The organism is Leptolyngbya boryana PCC 6306, from assembly GCF_000353285.1.
Taxonomy (GTDB): Bacteria; Cyanobacteriota; Cyanobacteriia; order Leptolyngbyales; family Leptolyngbyaceae; genus Leptolyngbya; species Leptolyngbya boryana.
Genome location: NZ_KB731324.1, coordinates 3,778,174 through 3,798,969, shown reverse-complemented (window position 1 = coordinate 3,798,969; position 20,796 = coordinate 3,778,174). Strand labels below are relative to the sequence as shown.

General features: G+C 47.3%; 17 protein-coding genes, 2 tRNA genes and 3 rRNA genes. 11 read left to right on the top strand and 11 right to left on the bottom strand.

Annotated elements, in window-relative coordinates; genetic code table 11:
* The first annotated feature begins 84 nt into the window (after positions 1-84).
* Positions 85-1,680: a dynamin family protein gene (locus LEPBO_RS0119105; RefSeq protein WP_017289174.1), complete on the top strand. Its 1,596-nt coding sequence runs from the start codon at positions 85-87 to the stop codon at positions 1,678-1,680.
* Here LEPBO_RS0119105 and LEPBO_RS37560 read toward each other — a convergent pair.
* Complete coding sequence (locus LEPBO_RS37560; protein WP_017289173.1) at positions 1,640-2,266, bottom strand: LabA-like NYN domain-containing protein; 627 nt, start codon at positions 2,264-2,266, stop codon at positions 1,640-1,642. The genes LEPBO_RS0119105 and LEPBO_RS37560 overlap by 41 nt on opposite strands.
* A 257-nt stretch (positions 2,267-2,523) precedes the next feature.
* Entirely contained in the window at positions 2,524-2,688 is a 165-nt protein-coding gene (locus LEPBO_RS42975; protein ID WP_017289172.1) for a hypothetical protein, read from the bottom strand.
* Positions 2,689-3,068: 380 nt separating this feature from the next.
* Between LEPBO_RS42975 and LEPBO_RS0119090 the strand changes: the two genes are divergently transcribed.
* The 3 genes from LEPBO_RS0119090 to LEPBO_RS0119080 all read left to right on the top strand — a co-directional run bounded on the left by LEPBO_RS0119090 (position 3,069) and on the right by LEPBO_RS0119080 (position 5,067).
* On the top strand, positions 3,069-3,689 hold the full coding sequence (locus LEPBO_RS0119090; protein ID WP_017289171.1) for a LabA-like NYN domain-containing protein: 621 nt from the start codon (positions 3,069-3,071) through the stop codon (positions 3,687-3,689).
* A gap of 216 nt (positions 3,690-3,905) precedes the next feature.
* On the top strand, positions 3,906-4,796 hold the full coding sequence (locus LEPBO_RS0119085) for an SGNH/GDSL hydrolase family protein (protein WP_017289170.1): 891 nt from the start codon (positions 3,906-3,908) through the stop codon (positions 4,794-4,796).
* Positions 4,797-4,860: 64 nt separating this feature from the next.
* Positions 4,861-5,067: a hypothetical protein gene (locus LEPBO_RS0119080; RefSeq protein WP_017289169.1), complete on the top strand. Its 207-nt coding sequence runs from the start codon at positions 4,861-4,863 to the stop codon at positions 5,065-5,067.
* Here the strand turns inward: LEPBO_RS0119080 and LEPBO_RS0119075 are convergent.
* Positions 5,064-5,948, bottom strand: a complete 885-nt coding sequence (locus LEPBO_RS0119075; protein ID WP_017289168.1) for an ion channel — start codon at positions 5,946-5,948, stop codon at positions 5,064-5,066. The genes LEPBO_RS0119080 and LEPBO_RS0119075 overlap by 4 nt on opposite strands.
* Before the next feature lie 21 nt (positions 5,949-5,969).
* Entirely contained in the window at positions 5,970-7,337 is a 1,368-nt protein-coding gene (locus tag LEPBO_RS41110; RefSeq protein ID WP_017289167.1) for a glycoside hydrolase family 76 protein, read from the bottom strand.
* A 163-nt stretch (positions 7,338-7,500) separates the two neighbouring features.
* On the opposite strand from LEPBO_RS41110, the gene LEPBO_RS0119065 reads away from it, so the two are divergent.
* The 5 genes from LEPBO_RS0119065 to LEPBO_RS0119045 all read left to right on the top strand — a co-directional run bounded on the left by LEPBO_RS0119065 (position 7,501) and on the right by LEPBO_RS0119045 (position 12,087).
* Entirely contained in the window at positions 7,501-8,454 is a 954-nt protein-coding gene (locus tag LEPBO_RS0119065; RefSeq protein WP_017289166.1) for an alpha/beta hydrolase, read from the top strand.
* Between the two features lie 4 nt (positions 8,455-8,458).
* Positions 8,459-10,183, top strand: a complete 1,725-nt coding sequence (locus tag LEPBO_RS0119060; RefSeq protein ID WP_017289165.1) for a phosphatidylglycerol lysyltransferase domain-containing protein — start codon at positions 8,459-8,461, stop codon at positions 10,181-10,183.
* Positions 10,184-10,278: 95 nt separating this feature from the next.
* Positions 10,279-10,470 (top strand): hypothetical protein, encoded by a 192-nt coding sequence (locus LEPBO_RS0119055; protein ID WP_017289164.1) that lies wholly within the window; start codon positions 10,279-10,281, stop codon positions 10,468-10,470.
* A complete protein-coding gene (locus tag LEPBO_RS0119050; protein WP_197693250.1) occupies positions 10,467-10,703 on the top strand; it encodes a hypothetical protein in 237 nt (78 codons plus the stop codon). Before LEPBO_RS0119055 ends, LEPBO_RS0119050 begins: the two co-directional genes overlap by 4 nt.
* Positions 10,704-10,791: 88 nt before the next feature.
* A complete protein-coding gene (locus tag LEPBO_RS0119045) occupies positions 10,792-12,087 on the top strand; it encodes a TldD/PmbA family protein (RefSeq protein ID WP_017289162.1) in 1,296 nt (431 codons plus the stop codon).
* On the opposite strand, the gene LEPBO_RS0119040 is transcribed toward LEPBO_RS0119045, so the two are convergent.
* Together LEPBO_RS0119040 and LEPBO_RS0119035 are read right to left on the bottom strand one after the other, a co-directional pair.
* Positions 12,084-12,497, bottom strand: coding sequence for a hypothetical protein (locus tag LEPBO_RS0119040; protein ID WP_017289161.1), 414 nt, complete (start codon positions 12,495-12,497; stop codon positions 12,084-12,086). The two genes, LEPBO_RS0119045 and LEPBO_RS0119040, sit on opposite strands and share 4 nt — an antisense overlap.
* A gap of 24 nt (positions 12,498-12,521) precedes the next feature.
* On the bottom strand, positions 12,522-13,757 hold the full coding sequence (locus tag LEPBO_RS0119035; protein ID WP_017289160.1) for a BaiN/RdsA family NAD(P)/FAD-dependent oxidoreductase: 1,236 nt from the start codon (positions 13,755-13,757) through the stop codon (positions 12,522-12,524).
* 78 nt (positions 13,758-13,835) lie between these two features.
* Here LEPBO_RS0119035 and LEPBO_RS0119030 point away from each other — a divergent pair, with 78 nt between their 5' ends.
* Complete coding sequence (locus LEPBO_RS0119030) at positions 13,836-14,309, top strand: DUF4112 domain-containing protein (RefSeq protein ID WP_017289159.1); 474 nt, start codon at positions 13,836-13,838, stop codon at positions 14,307-14,309.
* Between the two features lie 38 nt (positions 14,310-14,347).
* Positions 14,348-15,412 (top strand): hypothetical protein, encoded by a 1,065-nt coding sequence (locus LEPBO_RS0119025; RefSeq protein WP_017289158.1) that lies wholly within the window; start codon positions 14,348-14,350, stop codon positions 15,410-15,412.
* Positions 15,413-15,576: 164 nt separating this feature from the next.
* On the opposite strand, the gene rrf is transcribed toward LEPBO_RS0119025, so the two are convergent.
* The 5 genes from rrf to LEPBO_RS0119000 form a co-directional block, all read right to left on the bottom strand.
* Positions 15,577-15,693 (bottom strand): 5S ribosomal RNA (gene rrf, locus LEPBO_RS0119020).
* Between the two features lie 114 nt (positions 15,694-15,807).
* A 23S ribosomal RNA gene (locus LEPBO_RS0119015) occupies positions 15,808-18,692 on the bottom strand.
* Positions 18,693-18,891: 199 nt separating this feature from the next.
* A tRNA-Ala gene (locus tag LEPBO_RS0119010) sits at positions 18,892-18,967 on the bottom strand.
* 14 nt (positions 18,968-18,981) lie between these two features.
* Positions 18,982-19,055 (bottom strand) — tRNA-Ile (locus LEPBO_RS0119005).
* Between the two features lie 114 nt (positions 19,056-19,169).
* Positions 19,170-20,657: ribosomal RNA gene (locus LEPBO_RS0119000) — 16S ribosomal RNA — on the bottom strand.
* Together the 16S, 23S and 5S rRNA genes with 2 tRNA genes alongside form the textbook arrangement of a ribosomal RNA operon.
* Positions 20,658-20,796: the final 139 nt, after the last annotated feature.

Genomic DNA, 20,796 nt, shown 5'->3' with positions numbered 1-20,796 from the left:
TCGCTTTTCTCCGCAGAATCAACTCTGCCCCTAACTTTAGGGGAATCAACTCTAAAACTCAGAGAAATCGATTGAGTGATAGATATGTCAATAGAATCACAAATTGAAATTATCAAATCCGCGATCGGCACACTCGAACTTCCCCCTAACCATTCCATTCGACAAGACCTAGAACTCATCTGTCAACGCGACTCCGACAATCTCCGAATCGCCGTCTTCGCCCCCTTCAATTACGGCAAATCTACTTTATTGAACGCAATCTTGGGTGAACGCGCTTTACCAATTGACCTGATTCCAACCACAGGCGCAGCAATTCGAGTCCAATACGGTGAGACGCTACAAACCACGATTCAATTTAACGACGATCGCACGATTACCGAAACCGGAACTGACCTTCTCAAGCAGTTTGCCATTTTAGATAACGATCGGCGGATGCGCGAAGATGTCAAATCTGTTGAAGTATTCTGTCCCCATCCTTTTCTCAAAACTGGGATTGAATTCATTGATCTACCTGGAACCGACGATCGCGAAGCTCAAGATACTTTAGTCAAAAATCAACTCCTGAGCACAGATGTGATCATTCAAGTGCTCGATGGTCGGAAGCTAATGACATTAGGAGAGCGAGAACAGCTTCGAGATTGGTTACTCGATCGCGGTATTACAACCGTGATTTTCGTCGTCAATTTCCTAAATCTGCTCGATCCTGACGATCAAAAGCAAGTTTACTCTCGCCTCAGATTTGTCGCAGAAAGTTTTCGATCGCACTTACCGCCCGGAATCAGTAATCTCTATCGAGTCGATGCACTCCCAGCGCTACGCGCTCGGTTGAAAGGTGAAAGTTCTGCCGCACAAGCATCAGGATTGCCGATTTTTGAATCTGCATTACAAACGATCGCCGCTCATTTCCAAAATTCACGCACCACTCAGACGGCACGAATTCAAGCGATCACGGTTCAAATCAAACAACAACTCCAGCAGAAAATTAGCGATCTAGAATCAGAAATTCGTACTGAAACAGAAACGCTCAATCAACGATTTCAAATTCAGCAAAAAGCACAAGGATTGATTCAAAAAGGCTTTGAATCGAGCTTACAAGAATTCCGCGATTGGTTAACTCTCGATCGACTGCTCTCGCGATACCAGCTCGAAGCAGGCCTCGCCTTGCAGACTCAAACTTTTAGAAGCTGGGAAACTGGAGCCTTTAAGCGAAGCGCGATCGACTACCAGCAAGAACTCGTGAAATGGGTACATCAAGCTTGCGAATTCTTTGATCAACCTCGCCCAAAACAACTTGTCCTCACATTTCCACCGATCAAGCAAGAACTCGTTGAGATCCAGGAATCGGGTGACGACTCTTCCACTCTCGATTTGCTATTTGGTCGGAAGATCGCCTCTGTAATGCGAGAAAGTGCCTCATTTTTATTCGATGATCAACCGATGAAAAGACCTAATCCGCAGCACTCATTAGAAGCCTATCAAGAACTCATCCAAACCTATTTCACGCATTTTAGTCAGTTAAATTTAGCCGCGATCGACCAATACGAACAATCCGCAACCCCTATCTTGCAGTTTGAACTCAAACCCAGTGCATCTGAAATCCCAAGACATCATCAGTTGCAACTGTTGCGATCGCAATTCGCTAAGATCTTGGAGACTTCTGAATCGCATCACGAAGGCTAAGGATATCAATAAAGTTATCTGCAACCGCTACTAAGCGATCGTGCGTCATCGATCGCAAAGAAATCACTTCAACCTTTGTCCCTACATGCGAAACAGCATTCACCGCATAGGCTAAATCTCCATCACCACTGATCAAGATCTCCGTATCGCAATCCTGTGCAAAGCGCATCATATCGACCGCAATCTCAACATTCATACTACTGACGCGCTTCGACCCTGATGGATTTAGAACAACATCTTTCGTCACCACACGGTAGCCATTTCGCCGCATCCAAGTGAGAAATGCATGTTGGCGGAGATTGCTCGGATCAACCCCCGTATAGAAAAACGCATAGATTAAAGTACTTTGCTGCTGAAGATAGTTCAACAATTTTGCATAATCAATTTCAACTCCCATTTGTGATGCTGCATAGAATAAATTTGCACCATCAATAAACAGCATCAATCGACCTCGATGCAAATGGATTGGGGCATCTGTTTCGTCGAATTCTTCAGGAAAAAGTAGCGGTAACTGTTCAGAGGAATTTTCCGGGGCTTGGGGAAGGGATGATTCCACACCGTCCGGTTCTCGTACTAACTGGATCATGAATCGCGTTCAGCAGATAATTTCCCCTAAGGCAAAATAAGACATTATTTTGCATCAGGTGAGCTGTTCATATCAAAGGACTTGCCCAGGCAGATGCCGGCGGCACTTAGAGTTCAGAAAGCTTGGGTTTTGCTAGGAGACCGATTTGGAACCCTAATAGTATTCGTATTCAGAGCATCATGTTTCGTCGCAAATTCCGCCGCAGTTTGTTAGAAAGTTTAAGAAAACTGCTTTACATTCTGCAATAAATTAATTTTTTAGGGTCGAAGTTTAATTGTGCTGCGATCGCGCTTTCGCTGATAGTCACGCACTTGCTGCTTTGCTCCACCGCGATCGTACCGTTCTGCATCGCGAATAATACCGTCGCCTGATTCGCCTGAAACCGTCTTGTTATTTCTGCCAAAGGGGCATCCATGTTCCATCTGATCTACCTCCGAGCAACTAGGTTTGGAGGCTCTCTTATAGAATTGAAGCCTTTTTTATCCATGACATTTGAATCTTAAAACATTATAAAGAATTTTGCAAAACTCGCTTACTCTTCACATTTGGTTTATTTCTGAACTAAGAAGAATAAATGTAACGAATCGTGTTTCGTGCCTTCATAATCTCCTGCAATCTTGGAAAGCACGGTAAAACCTAAAGATAGTCTTGAATTTTTCAGCAGGTGACGCAGCGTAGGGTATTGCTCCTGATTCGCACACTGGCTAGGTCGAAGCCAAAATACCCCACGCTCCTCACCGAAACTGATTGTGATATGGAAGCTGGAATTCGAGCTTAGTTTATACAATTCACCATAATTTTTATGCAACTTGTGCCACGTGCAAACCGTCGGGCATCTTCACCCAAACCGGAAGATGGTTACGACTCAGGCGATTTATTCTCGCCGTCTGGTTCAAAGGATTCGCTCAGCAGCGATCGGGTTGGAATTTTTATTGATGGCTCGAATCTTTTTTATGCTGCAATGCAGCTTGGATTAGAGATCGATTACTCGAAGTTATTGAAATATCTAGCAGGCGGGAGAAGGCTGTTACGCGCTTATTTTTACACGGGAGTCGATCCGGGGAATGAGAAGCAGCAAGGCTTTCTGTTGTGGATGCGTCGCCATGGGTATCGAGTGGTGACGAAAGACTTGATTCAACACCCAGATGGATCGAAACATGCCAATTTAGATGTTGAAATCGCAGTCGATATGCTGGAATTGGCGCAGTACTGCAACACAATGGTTTTGCTCAGTGGAGATGGAGATCTAACCTATGTTGTGAATAGTGTCTCGTATCGGGGTGTGCAGGTTGAAGTTGTGAGTTTGCAGTCGATGACGAGCGATAGTTTGGTCAATATTGCCGATCGCTATGTCGATCTTGCTAAGATTAAGCCTTTGATTCAGCGCGATGAGGTGAGCGATCGAGTTCAGGTTGCGACTTAATTCACACGGCACAATATACAAAAGACATACAAAAGGGGTGTAGCAATCTAGCACCCCCGATTACTGACCCATATTGTTCTTCTACACTGTATGTAAGAGTACGGTGATATTACATTAGTCCAAAGAGAGATTAATTTGCAGCGATTTCTCTCTATCGTTAAAGTGGATTTTTGATTCATTTGCTAGGTTTATCACTAGTGCTTGGAAATCCTGGAAATGAGACGAACTATTTTGAACTCGAAGAAAGCAATGTGGCTGATCCTTGCTTTTTTCTTATCCGCGATCGCGGTTACGCTTCCAGTAATGCTGCCTCAATTCCAACGCGCCGTTCAGCCCATTGATCGACTTTATGTATTTGGCGATAGTCTTTCAGATGTCGGGAATGTGTTTCGGGCAACGAACGGTGCAGTGCCAGCCCCACCGTACTATCAGGGTCGGCATTCTAACGGAAAGGTTTGGGTTGAAGAGCTAGCCGACAAGTTAAATTTGAGTGCCGATCGTGTTGGCAATTTTGCTTGGGGCGGAGCAACCACCGGAGAAGTGGGGATGAATCAGGTTCCAGGCATACTCGCTCAAGTTCAAGCTTTTCTCAAAAACCAGCCCAGACTTAACCCGCAAGCTTTGTTTGTCGTTTGGGCAGGTTCAAATGATTATCTCTTTAGTACAGAAACGCCGACTGTTTCGATTGATAATCTCAACGAATCGCTGCAATTACTTTTAAACCAAGGTGCAAAACGATTATTGGTGGCGAATTTACCAGATCTAGGAAAGCTGCCTGCAACACGCCAGCAAGAGAACGCTCAGAAGTTGACCAACTTTGCGATCGCATATAATCAAGCACTCAAAGTAACGCTTGAAAAGCTCGAACAACCAGGTTTAGCCATCTCCGAACTCGATGTATTTCATATCTATCAAACTGCATTGAACGATCCAAACCAGTATGGCTTTACGAATGTGACGAACGCCTGTTTAGAGACTGCGACAAACTGCGATCGCTTTCTATTTTGGGACGGAATCCATCCGACTGCTACCGCACATAAAGTACTTGGAGCTTTAGCATTTGAGCAAGTGCAACGTGAAATTGTCGATCGAAGCGCCCGAACTTGATGTAGTACCCGAACTTGATTTTCTACAGAGATGCATCATAATCGAAGTAGAGTCACTTAAATCTATGTCTCCCGCTTCAGTTCCAGCCTGTACTGGCTGTGTTAAGGTTCTCAATGATCAACAATCTGTGATTCAGCATCAAGAATCACCCGAGCATGGTTGTGCTTCCGTCGCTCCCAAGCAACAGAAACTTTGTACAACCATTGAAAACGGTCGTGTTGTGGTGCGCCCGATTGAGCCACCGCAGGACTCAATCCGACCCACAGATTAAAGCGGTTCGGAATCATGAAAGTGCGCGTAATCGATAACCCGATGTCCATCCGGTGTTTTATGGACAATATCAACAAACCGATGATTCCATAGAATCTCTTGGGGCACGTAGCTATGTCGATCGTGCAGCACTTGAGTCACTGTTTCATCAATGCCGCTTAAGTTAACTTGGATGACACAATTGCTTTCAATCATTTCTTCAGGCGTTATGCCATAAAGCGGGCTGAATTGATCAATAGGATGCAGCACAAGCCAAGTCAGCGCAAATCCGGGCGTTTGACTTCGTACTAACGCTAAGTCATGAATTCGCCGGATATGTTGTCCCTCTGCGGTCTCTTCATCTCGGAAAAGATAGGCCCGCATCTGGGCTTCTAAGATCAGATTGCGCCGTTTATTAGCAGCGCGAAAGCTTAAAGTTGGAACACCTTCATGCGGTGTAATCACTGCAATCTTGCTAAACACAACTCGTGCCGTAGAGCGAGAAAAGCGAGCAAAAGCAAGTCCAGCGAGAATGGCGATCGCAAGCAGACCGCTGATTGCTTCGATCGTGACTAACGTATTCGAGTAAAACGTTTGGGGATACATTGCTCCATACCCAATGGAAGCAAAGGTTTGCACACTGAAGAAGAAGTAATCCCAAAATGCTCCCGGTGTCGCATTGGCAACGCTATCTCCGCCGAGCATATAGAGTAGAGCGAATCCAACATTAATACCCAGATAGATCACGAAAATGAAGGCAGCAACTCCAGTCCAAGGTAGCGTTAAGACCAAATGATAAGGATCACGCCAATAGGAGAACCAGGTATTCATGCCCTCAATTTGAAACCGCCCATTTTCAACATGGATTTTGACTTGATGAGAGCGTCGAGTTCGAGATTTCATAGCTCGCTAGAACAGTATCAATCAAAGGATTATAAGCTGATCGAGGTTAAGCCAGTTTCGACTTCCTTTTGATTGATTAAAAATCAGAGAAACTGTATTGTTTCCTGTTTGCAGCGCGACATTAGGAAGCGTAACTGTACTCCAAACTGCCCAATCTCCAGTTCCCGGAAAGAGTTGAGTATTTACGATCGCTCTGCCATTGACAAAGATAAATCGCGCGGCATTTCCTGCTGCTGCGGCATAGCGAAAAATCAAATCGAATCGTCCAGCGCTCGGCAAGGTGAAATTGAAATCCACCCATTGTCCATCTCGATTCCAGCCTGCGACATAACCTCCTGCTTCATAGCCTGCATACACTGCTTCTAGCACTAAATCGTGCAAGGTAGCCGTTTCGGCTTGCAAGACAATTGGGGTACGGCTGGCGACGATCGACGCATTCAAAGCATCCATGGCTGCACTTTGCCGAGCCGCATCGGCTTGATCAAATTTCTGTGCCCAACATAAGCCAAATTGATTCCTAGGATTGCGCGCTTCTGCCCAGATTGAATCGGCATTGCGCAGAATGAAATCGCGATAAGTCAGCTTGTGAATGGTTCGATACAGATCAGAAAGATTGCGAATGAAGATACCTTTGAATTGAGGTCCATCTAATCCACAATTGGGTTCACAAGGTTCTTTAAGTACGCCATTTGGTGCAAGGTTTTGAATCGCAGCATCCGCGATCGCTTCAGCAGTTTTTAGTAATGCTCGATTGTTCGTACATTGATATAAATCAATCAACCCGCCTAAAATCACACCTTGGTTATATGTCCAAGTCGGCTGACCATTGTTCTGACATTGAGCATTCAGCCCATCATTAATCAAGTGGCGAGCGTTGATCATGCCCGTTTTACTAAACCAAGTCCAAGTGCGCTGTGCCCAGTCGAGATATCTTTGATCGCGCGTTCTCAGGAACAATCGAGCCGCGATCGATAAGAATAATTCGTTGGAAATCGCATTCTTATATTTATGTTCTTTATTCCACCAAATTCCGCCACCGCAGGTGTTATCCCATCCTTTCGTCATGTCTGTAAAGATCACGCGCGCTGCCTCTAGATAGCGGACTTCCCCAGTTAGGTCAAAAGCTTTTATCCAAGTCAGCGCCCACCAGCCCTGATCATCATAGAACTCATTTAAGAAACGATTGCGTTTGTTTTTTTCAAATGTATTAAAAATGTTTGTGCGGTAAGTTAGCGAATCTGTAAAGGTGCAGTAATCGATTGTTGTTTCTAAAACATTGGCAGCATTCCACCACCCTGTGGTCTTCCATAATCCGGTTGCAGGATTGTAGAACGTCTGTAACGTCGCCATTCCGGCATCTGCTCGTTCGCGATAAGTTGTAGCACACATGAGTTTCCCCCAATCTCCTACCGTGTGTTATAACGCAATCGCTCTGATTAAAATCAGGAGGAAGGAAGAGGATCATCTATATCCTGCCAAAGCAATTTCAAATACGCCTCATCCTGTTTCGTTCGCAGTACAGTGCTCAAAAAGTGAGTGTTTGCTTTTACCCATGCCGCTAACCTTCAAGCCCAAACGAAAAAAAAATCGAATCTCGGCTGTGATGATCAGCGCGATCGCGCTTTTGATCCTGGCGGCAGTCGGATATTGGTATGTATTTATCGCAGGTGCGCCCCAGTTAGATACGCCTCCACCTGAAGAAGTTGCCGGGATAAATTTTCAGGTCAAAAGTTTTTATAGTAACGCCATGGCAGAACAGCGGCAGTACGGAGTTGTTTTACCTCCGGGTTATGAGAAGCACCCGAAACGACGGTATCCTGTGATTTTTCTGCTGCATGGCGGACATGGAGACGAACGAGATTACTACATCAAAGCCGGGATCACTGCAACACTCAAAAATTTGTACCAAAAGCAGAAGCTCCCTGCGGCTTTAATGATTATGCCGGATGGGAATGATCAGCGGGGAACAAGTCCATTTTGGGATTCGGATTATTTTGATGGCGCGAATGGGAAGGTGGCAACTTATATTGCCGAGGATTTAGTGAAAGAAGTGAAAGCGCAGTTTCGGACGATCGAGGATTCGCACTATTGGGCAATGGGTGGACTTTCTTCGGGAGCTTGGGGCGCGTTTAATATTGGGTTAAGACACTTAGACAAATTTACGATTTTCTTTAGCCATACCGGATACTTTATTGACAAAAGTGGTGCTGAAAATAGTCCTCAACTGTTCGTTACACAGATTTCTCAAGCTGAGCGTCGGAGAATTCGAGCTTATCTAGATGCAGGTGAAGGGGATGAGAAGTATCTAGATGCCACTCGAGATTTTCACAAAGTTCTCGATCGCTTAGGAATCTATAACGAGTTTCGTGTATTTCCTGGTGGACATGGAATTGTTGGACAAGATGTCGGTTGGAACTATTGGAGAAAGCATCTCACCGATTCACTCAGTTTTGTTGGACGACAGTTTCAGCACATCCATACGCAAAAAAAACATCAACACTTTTAATCTCATGCAGCAGACTTCTTCAGGCTATACAGCCTACTCCAGCAATGTCGATCGTAAGACGCGCATCGGCATTTGGTCAGCCGGGATTTTGACGGGTGTGATGGGATTGGTGAATTTATGGTCTGCGATCGTGCCGAGCTATCCAGAGCGAACCGCTTGGTTAAAGCATTTTCTTCCGTTTTCGGTGCGGGCTGGAGGACATTTGTTTGCGGCTTTGGCGGGGTTTGTTTTGTTGACCCTAGCTGCAAATCTGTTGCGACGCAAAAAAGTTGCGTGGTATCTCACGGTTGGTTTGCTGATTTTGTCGATTCTGAGCCATTTGATCAAGGGCTTTGATATTGAAGAAGGGATTCTGGCAACGGTTCTATTGATTCAGCTATTTGTATTACGCAAAGCTTATACTGCGAAGTCCGATCCTCCGTCGATCGCGCAAGGAATTCGCGCGCTCATTATTGCGATTTTATTTACTTTGGCTTATGGAACGATCGGGTTTTATATTCTCGATGGTTACTTCAATGTCAATGGACAGCCGATTAACTTCAGTTTTCGGGAATCGATTTTACAGACGCTAGCGATGTTCTTTACAGCAGATAATGCAGGATTGGAACCGAGGAGACGCTATGGCGATTTCTTTGCGAATTCGATCTATGCCGTGGGTCTCGTTACGATGACGTATGCGTTATTAATGTTGTTGCGTCCTGTGTTACTTCGAGGCGATCCCGCAACGTTGCACGATCGTAAAAAAGCGCGTCAAATCATTGATGAGTATGGTCAGACTTCACTCGCTCGGTTATCGTTGCTGCCCGATAAATCGTATTACTTCAGTCCGTCTGGTAAGAGTGTGATTGCTTACGTGGCAAAGGGGCGGGCTGCCATTACGTTAGGAGATCCGATCGGACATCCTGAAGACTTGCAAGAAGCGATCGTGAGTTTCCGAGAATTTTGTAATCAGAATGATTGGTTTCCCACCTTTTACGAGGTGCTGCCTGAGACGTTGCCCATTTATCAATCTTTAGGATATCGCTGGGTGCAGATTGGGGAAGAGGCAATTATTGATTTGCATACGTTTAATCTCAAAGGCAAAGCAAATCAGGACTTTAGAACAGCAATCAATAAACTCTCAAAATCGGGTTATCGCCTTCAGGTCTATCATCCGCCGATCGCGGATTCATTAATTACGCGATTAAAACCTGTGAGTGATGAATGGTTAAAATCCAAGCAAGGGTCAGAAAAGCAGTTCTCGATCGGCTGGTTTAATCCCGACTATTTGAAAGAGTGCCATATTGCGGTAGTTGAAGATGGGAATGGGGAAGCGATCGCGTTTTCTAACTTACTCTCTGGCTACAATCGCAAAGAAGTCACTGTGGATTTGATGCGCCATTTGAATCGAGCTGAGAAAGGCACGATGGATTTTCTATTTGCGGAGATGCTCAAGCATTTTCAGCAGGAAGGGTATGACAGTTTTAATTTTAGTTTGTCGCCTTTAGCGGGAGTGGGAGAGGCTTCGGATGCTCAGCGAGTGGAGAAGGGATTGCATTACTTTTTTGAGCATTTGAATCAGTTTTATAACTTTAAGGGACTGCATCAGTTTAAAGAGAAATTTCGTCCGCGTTGGGAGCCTCGGTATTTAGTATTTCCAAGTCGGAGAATGCTGCCCGATATTGCAGTGGGATTAGTACGGGCAGATTCGGGCGATCGATTGTTGGATTATTTGAAGCCAGGGAGTTAGGGTATAGCCCCGAATTCTATTCGGCTATTTCTATTTGCCCAAGTTTCTGCCGACACACCTCCTCAATCAATTGACCGAGAAAGCGATACCGTAGGATGACCAAGAATAAAGACTATCGCAAGCAACTCGAAGGGCAACGTCGAGCACTTGCAGAACATTTAGAGAAAATAGAGATTGAACAGAGCAATCCATTCGACGAGCAAGATCAAGGACTGATTATTCACTGGGAAAAGACCGTCGCAAATTGTCGTCAACAAATTGCCAAACTAGAGAGACTCAAGCCATGATGACTACTGCTTTAGAAAAATCCTTCATCAGCCTGAAACGCCATATCGGCGAGTATCTTCCTCAACTTGAAAGCGCGATCGTTGCCATCAAACAACTTGAATCCACCGACCCAAACTCGGAAGAATTCAGCCAAGCCCTCGCAAACCTGCATGTTGCCGCCACCATCTTAGAACCCTACTCAGAAGGCATCGTAGAAGCAATTAACCAATTCACCGATGATCGCCCCGACTGATCAAATTTCAACGCGATCGCCAACAGGAAATCAATTTAGCGTACAGTGATCAAGGGTTCAGATCCCCCTCCCTTGTCCCTAGATTTCTATGTCGATCGATTCCCTACCCGAACAACTCCTAGACTGCGCCAAACGCTCCGGAGCCGAGTGCGCCGAAGTCTTTCAATCCCAATCTCTCTCTCGTCCCGTCTTTTTTGAAGCCAACCGCCTCAAACAACTCGAAAGCACCCAAGCCGAAGGAACCGCCCTGCGACTCTGGAAAGACGGACGACCCGGCTTAGCGGTCGCCTATGGAGCCGTCGAACCCCAAGCTCTCGTCGATCGCGCGATCGCCATCAGCCAACTCAACGACCCCGAAGAAGTCGAACTCGCTTCAGAATCACACTTGTCTTACCCGGATGTCGGTCAGTCCGTTCCAATTGAACAACTAGTTGAATGGGGCAACCTTGCGATCGCACAAATTCGCGATCGCTATCCCGACGTACTCTGTTCCAGCGGCTGGGACTGTGAAGCAGAAACCACACGCCTGATCAACTCCAACGGCTTAGACTGCGGCTACACCGACACCACCCTCAGCGGCTTTCTAGAAGTGGAATGGATCAGAGGCGACGACTTTCTCAATGTCTCAGACGGACAAACCGAACGCAATCACCTCGATCCCATCGCGATCGCGCAACAAATTTTACAACGCTTAGAGTGGGCGAAAGAAAACACCACCCCTCCAACTGGGCGTGTTCCGATTCTCTTTACCTCAAAAGCGATCGACATGCTTTGGGGCACAGTCCAAGCCGCCTTGAATGGAAAACAAGTGATCGAAGGCGCATCCCCTTGGAGCGATCGCATCGGTAGCCTCGTCACGTCAGAACACATCACCCTCTCTCAACAGCCGAAAGCAGGCCCATTTAGCTGTCCATTTGACGACGAAGGAACCCCGACGCGCTCGATTACTTTTATCGATCGCGGCGAATTGCAACTGTTTTATACCGACCTCACAACCGGAAAAAGCTTAGGCAGTGGAACTACTGGAAATGGCTTTCGCTCAGGATTAGGGAGCTATCCAACTCCCGGCTTATTTAACTTGCTCGTAGAACCAGGAAAAAAATCTTTAGACGAACTGATTGCTTCAATCGATCACGGCTTGATTCTCGATCAAATGCTGGGTGGAGGAGCCGGAATTTCGGGTGAATTCTCGGTCAACGTAGACTTAGGATATCGGATTGAAAATGGACAAATTGTTGGACGCGTCAAAGACACAATGGTTGCCGGAAGCGTCTATACAGCACTCAAGAACCTGGTTGAACTCGGCAACGATGCAGAATGGAATGGCTCGTGTCATACTCCATCTGCGATCGTTGAAGGACTTTCCTGCACAGGGCGCGCTTAACGACAAGCGCTTCCCGTATACGGATCAACCGGGATCGGAGACGCAATCGGGCTACCATAAATGACGCTACCGCAATTCTGGCGATAGTAATTATTTGGATACACCGGATTCAGAATCACCGTCCGAACTCTCGGAGCCACAATCACCGTCCGAGTTGGGAACCCTGGCGAATAATATTCAGGTTGTCCATAGTTGTAGTAAGAATTGTCGATCGTACTCCGAATTACAATTCCACTCCCCCCATAAGGATAGTAGCTGCGACGGACTCCTCGGGGATGTTGCCTAACCGAGGAAGGTCTCCCAATGGTCACTCCAAAACCAGAAGAGCGAATTCCAAAATCAGCACGTGCTGGTTCCGATATTGCCAGCAAAATTGCACCAGCAACCAATCCAGAAATCAGTCTAAACATGACATCACCAACCAAATGTAGAGTTTACTGAGGTCGATGCACCGAAGCTGAAACTTTTGCGATCGCATTTCCCGCGATCCAACCCGTCGTCCAAGCGCTCTGAAAATTAAAGCCACCTGTTACCCCATCAATATCCAATACTTCACCCGCAAAATAAAGCCCTGGGCAGCAACGACTCTCCATTGTTTTAAAGTTAATCTCTTTCAAATTCACTCCCCCGCAGGTCACAAATTCGTCCTTAAAGACCCCTTTGCCCGAAATTTGATAGCTACCCTGCATCAGTTCTTGAATCAATTGATTCAAAGTCTTATTCGAGAGTTCTGCCCATCGTCGCTCTTTCTGAATACCTACTGCCTCAGTCAGCCTTTCCCACAATCGCCGTGGCAACATGACCGGACAATTTGCCGCGATCGTTTTCTGGGGAATCTGATTTCTAACGGCTGTCAACTCTTGGCGTAACTGCTCTGGATTCTGCTTGGGTAACCAATTGATCGACAATCTTGCCTGATAGCGCGCATCATGCAGTTCCCGCGCTGCCCAAGCCGATAGTTTGAGCACGGCAGGTCCACTCACTCCCCAATGCGTGATCAGCAATGCTCCAGTCTGTTCAAACTTTGCTTCTCCAACCTGTAATCGCAACCGCACCGGGTCAACTGAAACACCCGCGAGATCCGTCAAGCGATCGTCTCGAATATTAAACGTGAACAGTGACGGAACTGGATCAATCACGGAATGTCCAAGCGATCGCGCAAACTGATATCCATTTGGATTACTTCCAGTGGCAATCAGCACCCGATCAGCCGTCAACACTTGCTCAGACCGTAGCGTAACGAGGAACTGATCTTCTACTTTAGCAACTGCCTTAACAGGAGACTGCGTATAGATTTTTACTCCCAAATCTGCGGCTTGATTCAACAAACAATCTGCGATCGTTCGAGCATCATCCGTAATCGGGAAAATCCGCCCATCTGCTTCTGTTTTGAGCTTCACATTGCGATCTGTAAACCATTCGATCGTATGTTTCGGCTGAAACTGCGAAAATGCACCTCGCAGCGCCTTACCGCCTCTTGGATAATGCTGTACAAGTAAAGCTGGCTCGAAGCAAGAATGCGTCACATTACAGCGACCACCTCCAGAGATGAGAACTTTTGACAAACAATTCTGCCCAGCTTCGAGCAAAGTCACCTCTGCTCCTGCCTGCGCTGCACAAATCGCCCCAAAAAATCCTGCTGCCCCACCGCCAATTACAACGACTTTCACAACTTTTACCCAATTAGAATCTTGATCTTAGCGAGATCTTTCGCGATTAAGATTTTAGAGGTAATTTGTTTATGATTTATGCAAACTCAACATCGCGAAAGCACGATCGCACGATTACGATCTCTAACGCATCTCCTAGATAATGCCCTACCAATTCCTGGAACGAAGTATCGCGTCGGCATCGATCCTTTGATTGGATTACTTCCAGGCGGAGGAGATGTCGCAATGTCACTCGTCTCAGTTTATATCGTTGTAGAAGCGGCGCGTTTGGGCATTCCCCGTGCTTCTCTTGCACGAATGATGTGGAATTTGATTTTAGATGCTCTTTTAGGCATCATTCCGATGGCAGGCGATTTTGTTGATCTTGCTTGGAAAGCGAATTCTAAAAATTTGGCTTTGATTGAAGCCCATTTAGCTCAATCCAGACAGCAAGAAAAAGCAGACTATCTATTTGTTGCTCTATTAGTTGTCGTCTTTTTATCGATCGTGCTTGCACTCAGCGGTTTAACAATCTTTCTGATCGGATCAATTTGGAATGCTATCTTCCGATAAAGGTGCAATAATGATGCGGCTGTTTTTAGATTGTCCCAATGCCACGCTCACCCAGACCTCTCACGCTTGATGCATTAGAACCCACTGAATTCAAGTTTGATCTTCCCGATCCAACGAATGATCACATTGAAGAACTTGAATTTCAGCAAAAAATTGATCAAGCCTGGCTCGTTTGCGATCGCTTCGATTTGCAAACTGATATTTGGCGTGGACGAATTCTCAGAGCCGTTCGCGAACACTACGTACAGCGAAGCTCATCTGAACAACAAAAACTTGGACGCAGCTTTTTAAACTGGTTAAGCGATCGCGAAATTAGTAAAACTCAAGCCTACAGGCTCATTGAGCTTGCAGATAGTGCAGATACTCTCTTAGAAGGCGGACATATTGAACCTGAAGACATCAATCACTTCAGCAAACAAGCCTTTGTAGAAACAGCGCAAGCAGAACCAGAAGTTCAGCAGCTTGTCAGCGATGCCGTCAAACGAGGAGATCGCATTACTCGTCGAGAAGTCCGACAACTCTCAGATGACTGGACAGCGATGAGTTCAGACTTATTACCTGAAGAGATTCGCGAAAAAGTTGTCGATCAAACTATCCCGACTCGGTATGTTGCACCTTTAGTGAAACATTTAGAAAAGCTTCCCGAAGCCCATCAATCATCAATCCGCCAAGCGATTGCGGAACAGCCAGATCTCGACACCTTAAAGCAAGCTACTGGAGAAGCCAGATCTTTGTCTCGCTATCTTGAAGCAGCCCCACAAGTTCAAGCATTAAACGACGAATCGATCGACATTGAAAATGCTTTAGATGAAGCAATGCGACTCGGTTGTTTGAATTCTGCCGCAGAACTCGTAAATCAAGCTGCACAATTAGAAACTGCGATCGTCAAACTCTACACAACCTGGAAACGAGTTAATTCCCTATCTGGGAAGCTCTACGAAGATACAGGCGCTAGCACCCCCCATCTAAGAGCAATGTTGAAATCTTTAGAGCGGCTCTCAAGTGATTCACTGGAGTTTTACTTCGGCGATCCAAGAGGCGATAATTTCTCTCATACAATTCGCGTAAAGCTAGAAGACGATCGCGAAACCAGTATCGACTAACAACTCCGCAACACACGAGCTATCCAAAAAATAATTTGAGTGCGACTTAACGATTTTTCGATCGCACTCAAATGAATGCATATTGAAGAAACAAGAATTTTTTTGAAGACTTAAGTCAAAAAGCTCTCTAAACAAAACGTTAGAGAGCTTTCTTTCTAATGATACCCTGGCGGTTAGCTATTTTGACAGGAGGCTACCCTCCAACTATCGTCGCCGCAAATGCGTTTCACCACTCAGTTCGGGATGGATGAGTGTGGGTCCACATCGCCATCACCACCAGGAAACTCGTTGAGTCTGGCTCAAATTCACCAGAACCCAGAAGGCTGCATAGTTTTTGATGTCAGTTTTGAATGTAGAAATCTCAAACACCAAGGCTTAGATTCAATCTGATTCAAGAGGTCAAGCCCTCGGTCTATTAGTACTCCTCGGCTGCATACATTACTGCACTTCCACCTAGAGCCTATCAACGCGTGTTCTCCGCGTGACCTTACTGGTTTAACACCATGAGAGTACTCATCTTGAGGTGGGCTTCCCACTTAGATGCTTTCAGCGGTTATCCACTCCGCACTTGGCTACCCAGCGTTTACCGTTGGCACGATAGCTGGTACACCAGCGGTGCGTTCTTCCCGGTCCTCTCGTACTAAGGAAGACTCCTCTCAATACTCTTGCGCCTGCACCGGATATGGACCGAACTGTCTCACGACGTTCTGAACCCAGCTCACGTACCGCTTTAATGGGCGAACAGCCCAACCCTTGGGACGTACTACCGCCCCAGGTTGCGATGAGCCGACATCGAGGTGCCAAACCTCCCCGTCGATGTGAACTCTTGGGGGAGATCAGCCTGTTATCCCTAGAGTAACTTTTATCCGTTTAGCGACGGCCTTTCCACGCAGCGCCGTCGGATCACTAAAGCCGACTTTCGTCCCTGCTCGACATGTTCGTCTCACAGTCAAGCTCTCTTGTGCTTTTACACTCTACGGCTGATTTCCAACCAGCCTGAGAGAACCTTTGCGCGCCTCCGTTACCATTTAGGAGGCGACCGCCCCAGTCAAACTGCCCACCTGAAACTGTTCCCTCCCCGGATTACGGGCGAAGGTTAGAATTCTAGCCTTAACAGAGTGGTATCTCACCGTTGGCTCCTCAATCCCCACAAGGGATTGAATCATAGCCTCCCACCTATCCTGCGCAGTTAAAGCCCGAACCCAATTCCAGGCTACAGTAAAGCTTCATAGGGTCTTTCTGTCCAGGTGCAGGTAGTCCGTATCTTCACAGACAATCCTATTTCGCCGAGCCTCTCTCCGAGACAGCGCCCAAATCGTTACGCCTTTCGTGCGGGTCGGAACTTACCCGACAAGGAATTTCGCTACCTTAGGACCGTTATAGTTACGGCCGCCGTTCACCGGGGCTTCAGTCGCTAGCTTCAGGACGAATCCCTGACCAACTTCTTTAACCTTCCGGCACTGGGCAGGCGTCAGCCCCCATACATCGTTTTGCAACTTAGCGGAGACCTGTGTTTTTGGTAAACAGTCGCTTGGGCCTCTTCACTGCGACCACCTCTCGGTGGCACCCCTTCTCCCGAAGTTACGGGGTCATTTTGCCGAGTTCCTTAGAGAGAGTTATCTCGCGCCCTTTAGTTTTCTCAACCATCCTACCTGTGTCGGTTTCGGGTACGGGTAATTTGAATTATCGTGATCCGGGATTTTCTTGGAAGCCTGACATCACACACTTCGAGTCCGTAGACTCTCGTACTCACACCTCAGCTCAAGTCGTTTCCGCCGACTCTCATCACCTCGAATGCTTGAACCCCTAACCAACATGGGGCTGTGTTAGCCTTCTCCGTCCCCCGTCACAATCCAAATTGAGTACTGGAATCTTCACCAGTTGTCCATCGACTACGTCTTTCGACCTCGCCTTAGGCCCCGACTCACCCTCCGCGGACGAGCCTTCCGGAGGAACCCTTAGGATTTCAGGGCATTGGATTCTCACCAATGTTTGCGCTACTCAAGCCGACATTCTCACTTCTGCTTCGTCCACACCTGCTTGCCGCTGATGCTTCTCACTACAACAGAACGCTCCCCTACCACTCACATAAATGCAAGTCCATAGCTTCGGTAAACACCTTAGCCCCGTTCATTTTCGGCGCAGGAACGCTTGACCAGTGAGCTATTACGCACTCTTTTAAGGATGGCTGCTTCTAGGCAAACCTCCTGGTTGTCTCTGCATTCCCACCTCCTTTATCACTGAGGTGTTATTTTGGGACCTTAGCTGATGGTCTGGGCTGTTTCCCTCTTGACGATGAAGCTTATCCCCCACCGTCTCACTGGCAATCTATTCATCTGGTATTCAGAGTTTGACTCGATTTGGTACCGGTCTCCCAGCCCGCACCGAATCAGTGCTTTACCCCCAGACTTAAACAATTACCGCTGCGCCTCAACACATTTCGGGGAGAACCAGCTAGCTCCCGGTTCGATTGGCATTTCACCCCTAACCACACCTCATCCGCTGATTTTTCAACATCAGTCGGTTCGGACCTCCACTTGGTGTTACCCAAGCTTCATCCTGGACATGGTTAGATCACCGGGGTTCGGGTCTATAAATACAGATATCGCGCCCTATTCAGACTCGGTTTCCCTTTGACTTCGGCATCTCCGCCTTAATCTACCTGTACCTATAAGTCGCCGGCTCATTCTTCAACAGGCACACGGTCAGACGTTCAATCGTCCTCCCATTGCTTGTAAGCAGATGGTTTCATGTTCTATTTCACTCCCCTCCCGGGGTTCTTTTCACCGTTCCCTCGCGGTACTAGTTCTCTATCGGTCACACAGGAGTATTTAGCCTTTCGAGGTGGTCCTCGATGATTCACACGGAATTTCACGTGCTCCATGCTACTCGGGATACAGCTAGCTCAGTTAAGTTTTCAACTACAGGACTTTCACCTTCTCTGGTGTAGCTTCTCACTACTTCGTTTAACCGCTCTGATACACGTTGCTGTCCCACAACCCCAGATGATAAATCACCTGGTTTAGGCTGTTTCCAGTTCGCTCGCCGCTACTACGGAAATCGCGTTTGCTTTCTCTTCCTCCAGCTACTAAGATGTTTCAATTCGCTGGGTTAGCTTGCTCTACCCTATGGATTCAGGTAGTCATGTTAAAGGTTGCCCTATTCGGAAATCTTCGGATCAATGCTTACTTCCAGCTCCCCGAAGCATATCGTCGGTCGTCACGTCCTTCATCGCCTCTGTGTGCCTAGGTATCCACCATCTGCCCTTTGTAGCTTGACCACTAATTATTTCAATCAGTTTTAGTCCTTTACATTGGTGTCTGTGTATCTCTACCTGACATCATTACTATGCAGTTTTCTTGGTTCTTGTACTGGACATAATCCAGCAGGCTCTCTACATCTCGCAGATGAGTTGCTGTCGCATATCCTCAATCGCTCAATTCAACAAAAAATTCAACAGAGTGATTCAATCAATCGGTTGGTGGAGGTTAGCGGACTCGAACCGCTGACATCCTGCTTGCAAAGCAGGCGCTCTACCAACTGAGCTAAACCCCCTTGTCTTAATGGAGTGGGCCATCCTGGACTCGAACCAGGGACCTCACCCTTATCAGGGGTGCGCTCTAACCACCTGAGCTAATAGCCCCCATCCCTGAACCGGGATAGTTTAGAAGCACATCGAAATTTATGGAAAGCTTCGAACGACCTAGTTGACCTTTCTCATCCTAGCTTTAGCTAAGTGAGAGGGTAGGTCTCCTTTTAAGGAGGTGATCCAGCCACACCTTCCGGTACGGCTACCTTGTTACGACTTCACCCCAGTCATCAGCCCCACCTTCGGCGTCCTCCTCTGCAAGCAGTTAGAGTAACGACTTCGGGCGTGACCAACTCCCATGGTGTGACGGGCGGTGTGTACAAGGCCCGGGAACGTATTCACCGCAGTATGCTGACCTGCGATTACTAGCGATTCCGCCTTCATGCAGGCGAGTTGCAGCCTGCAATCTGAACTGAGCGCCGGTTTATGAGATTGGCTCACCATCGCTGGCTGGCTGCTCTTTGTCCGACGCATTGTAGTACGTGTGTAGCCCAAGGCGTATGGGGCATGCTGACTTGACGTCATCCACACCTTCCTCCGGTTTGTCACCGGCAGTCTCTCTAGAGTGCCCAACTGAATGCTGGCAACTAAAAACGTGGGTTGCGCTCGTTGCGGGACTTAACCCAACATCTCACGACACGAGCTGACGACAGCCATGCACCACCTGTCTCTCGGCTCCCGAAGGCACCCCTAACTTTCATCAGGGTTCCGAGGATGTCAAGCCTTGGTAAGGTTCTTCGCGTTGCATCGAATTAAACCACATACTCCACCGCTTGTGCGGGCCCCCGTCAATTCCTTTGAGTTTCACACTTGCGTGCGTACTCCCCAGGCGGACAACTTAACGCGTTGGCTACGGCACGGCTCGGGTCGATACGAACCACGCCTAGTTGTCATCGTTTACGGCTAGGACTACAGGGGTATCTAATCCCTTTCGCTCCCCTAGCTTTCGTCCCTCAGTGTCAGTGCAGACCCAGTAACACGCTTTCGCCGCTGGTGTTCTTCCCAATATCTACGCATTTCACCGCTACACTGGGAATTCCTGTTACCCCTATCGCACTCTAGTTCATCAGTTTCCACTGCCCTTATGCGGTTAAGCCGCACGCTTTGACAGCAGACTTGATAAACCACCTACGGACGCTTTACGCCCAATAATTCCGGATAACGCTTGCATCCTCCGTATTACCGCGGCTGCTGGCACGGAGTTAGCCGATGCTGATTCATCAGGTACCGTCATCGATTCTTCCCTGATAAAAGAGGTTTACAACCCAAAAGCCGTCCTCCCTCACGCGGTATTGCTCCGTCAGGCTTTCGCCCATTGCGGAAAATTCCCCACTGCTGCCTCCCGTAGGAGTCTGGACCGTGTCTCAGTTCCAGTGTGCCTGGTCATCCTCTCAGACCAAGTACAGATCGTCGCCTTGGTGTGCCGTTACCACTCCAACTAGCTAATCTGACGCGAGCCAATCTCTAGACAATAAATCTTTCACCCTAAGGCACATTCGGTATTAGCAGTCGTTTCCAACTGTTGTCCCCAATCTAAAGGCATGTTCTCACGCGTTACTCACCCGTCCGCCACTATCTCCGAAGAGACCGTTCGACTTGCATGTGTTAAGCATACCGCCAGCGTTCATCCTGAGCCAGGATCAAACTCTCCATAGTAAATAGAGTAAGCTTGTAGCTCAATCGCGAATATTTATCCGGTTATCCTTCCGGTCTCTAACAAAAGAGACATTTTTCTGACGAAGGCTTTCCTTTCTCTGGCTTCTAAACTATTCTGTTTTATAGGTTCAGTTCTGCG

Bases quoted from the DNA above. Each gene is read 5' to 3' on its own strand.
- LEPBO_RS0119105 (WP_017289174.1), top strand. From the start codon at position 85: ATGTCAATAGAATCACAAATTGAAATTATCAAATCCGCGATCGGCACA.
- LEPBO_RS37560 (WP_017289173.1), bottom strand. From the start codon at position 2,266: ATGATCCAGTTAGTACGAGAACCGGACGGTGTGGAATCATCCCTTCCC.
- LEPBO_RS42975 (WP_017289172.1), bottom strand. From the start codon at position 2,688: ATGGAACATGGATGCCCCTTTGGCAGAAATAACAAGACGGTTTCAGGC.
- LEPBO_RS0119090 (WP_017289171.1), top strand. From the start codon at position 3,069: ATGCAACTTGTGCCACGTGCAAACCGTCGGGCATCTTCACCCAAACCG.
- LEPBO_RS0119085 (WP_017289170.1), top strand. From the start codon at position 3,906: ATGAGACGAACTATTTTGAACTCGAAGAAAGCAATGTGGCTGATCCTT.
- LEPBO_RS0119080 (WP_017289169.1), top strand. From the start codon at position 4,861: ATGTCTCCCGCTTCAGTTCCAGCCTGTACTGGCTGTGTTAAGGTTCTC.
- LEPBO_RS0119075 (WP_017289168.1), bottom strand. From the start codon at position 5,948: ATGAAATCTCGAACTCGACGCTCTCATCAAGTCAAAATCCATGTTGAA.
- LEPBO_RS41110 (WP_017289167.1), bottom strand. From the start codon at position 7,337: ATGTGTGCTACAACTTATCGCGAACGAGCAGATGCCGGAATGGCGACG.
- LEPBO_RS0119065 (WP_017289166.1), top strand. From the start codon at position 7,501: ATGCCGCTAACCTTCAAGCCCAAACGAAAAAAAAATCGAATCTCGGCT.
- LEPBO_RS0119060 (WP_017289165.1), top strand. From the start codon at position 8,459: ATGCAGCAGACTTCTTCAGGCTATACAGCCTACTCCAGCAATGTCGAT.
- LEPBO_RS0119055 (WP_017289164.1), top strand. From the start codon at position 10,279: ATGACCAAGAATAAAGACTATCGCAAGCAACTCGAAGGGCAACGTCGA.
- LEPBO_RS0119050 (WP_197693250.1), top strand. From the start codon at position 10,467: ATGATGACTACTGCTTTAGAAAAATCCTTCATCAGCCTGAAACGCCAT.
- LEPBO_RS0119045 (WP_017289162.1), top strand. From the start codon at position 10,792: ATGTCGATCGATTCCCTACCCGAACAACTCCTAGACTGCGCCAAACGC.
- LEPBO_RS0119040 (WP_017289161.1), bottom strand. From the start codon at position 12,497: ATGTTTAGACTGATTTCTGGATTGGTTGCTGGTGCAATTTTGCTGGCA.
- LEPBO_RS0119030 (WP_017289159.1), top strand. From the start codon at position 13,836: ATGCAAACTCAACATCGCGAAAGCACGATCGCACGATTACGATCTCTA.
- LEPBO_RS0119025 (WP_017289158.1), top strand. From the start codon at position 14,348: ATGCCACGCTCACCCAGACCTCTCACGCTTGATGCATTAGAACCCACT.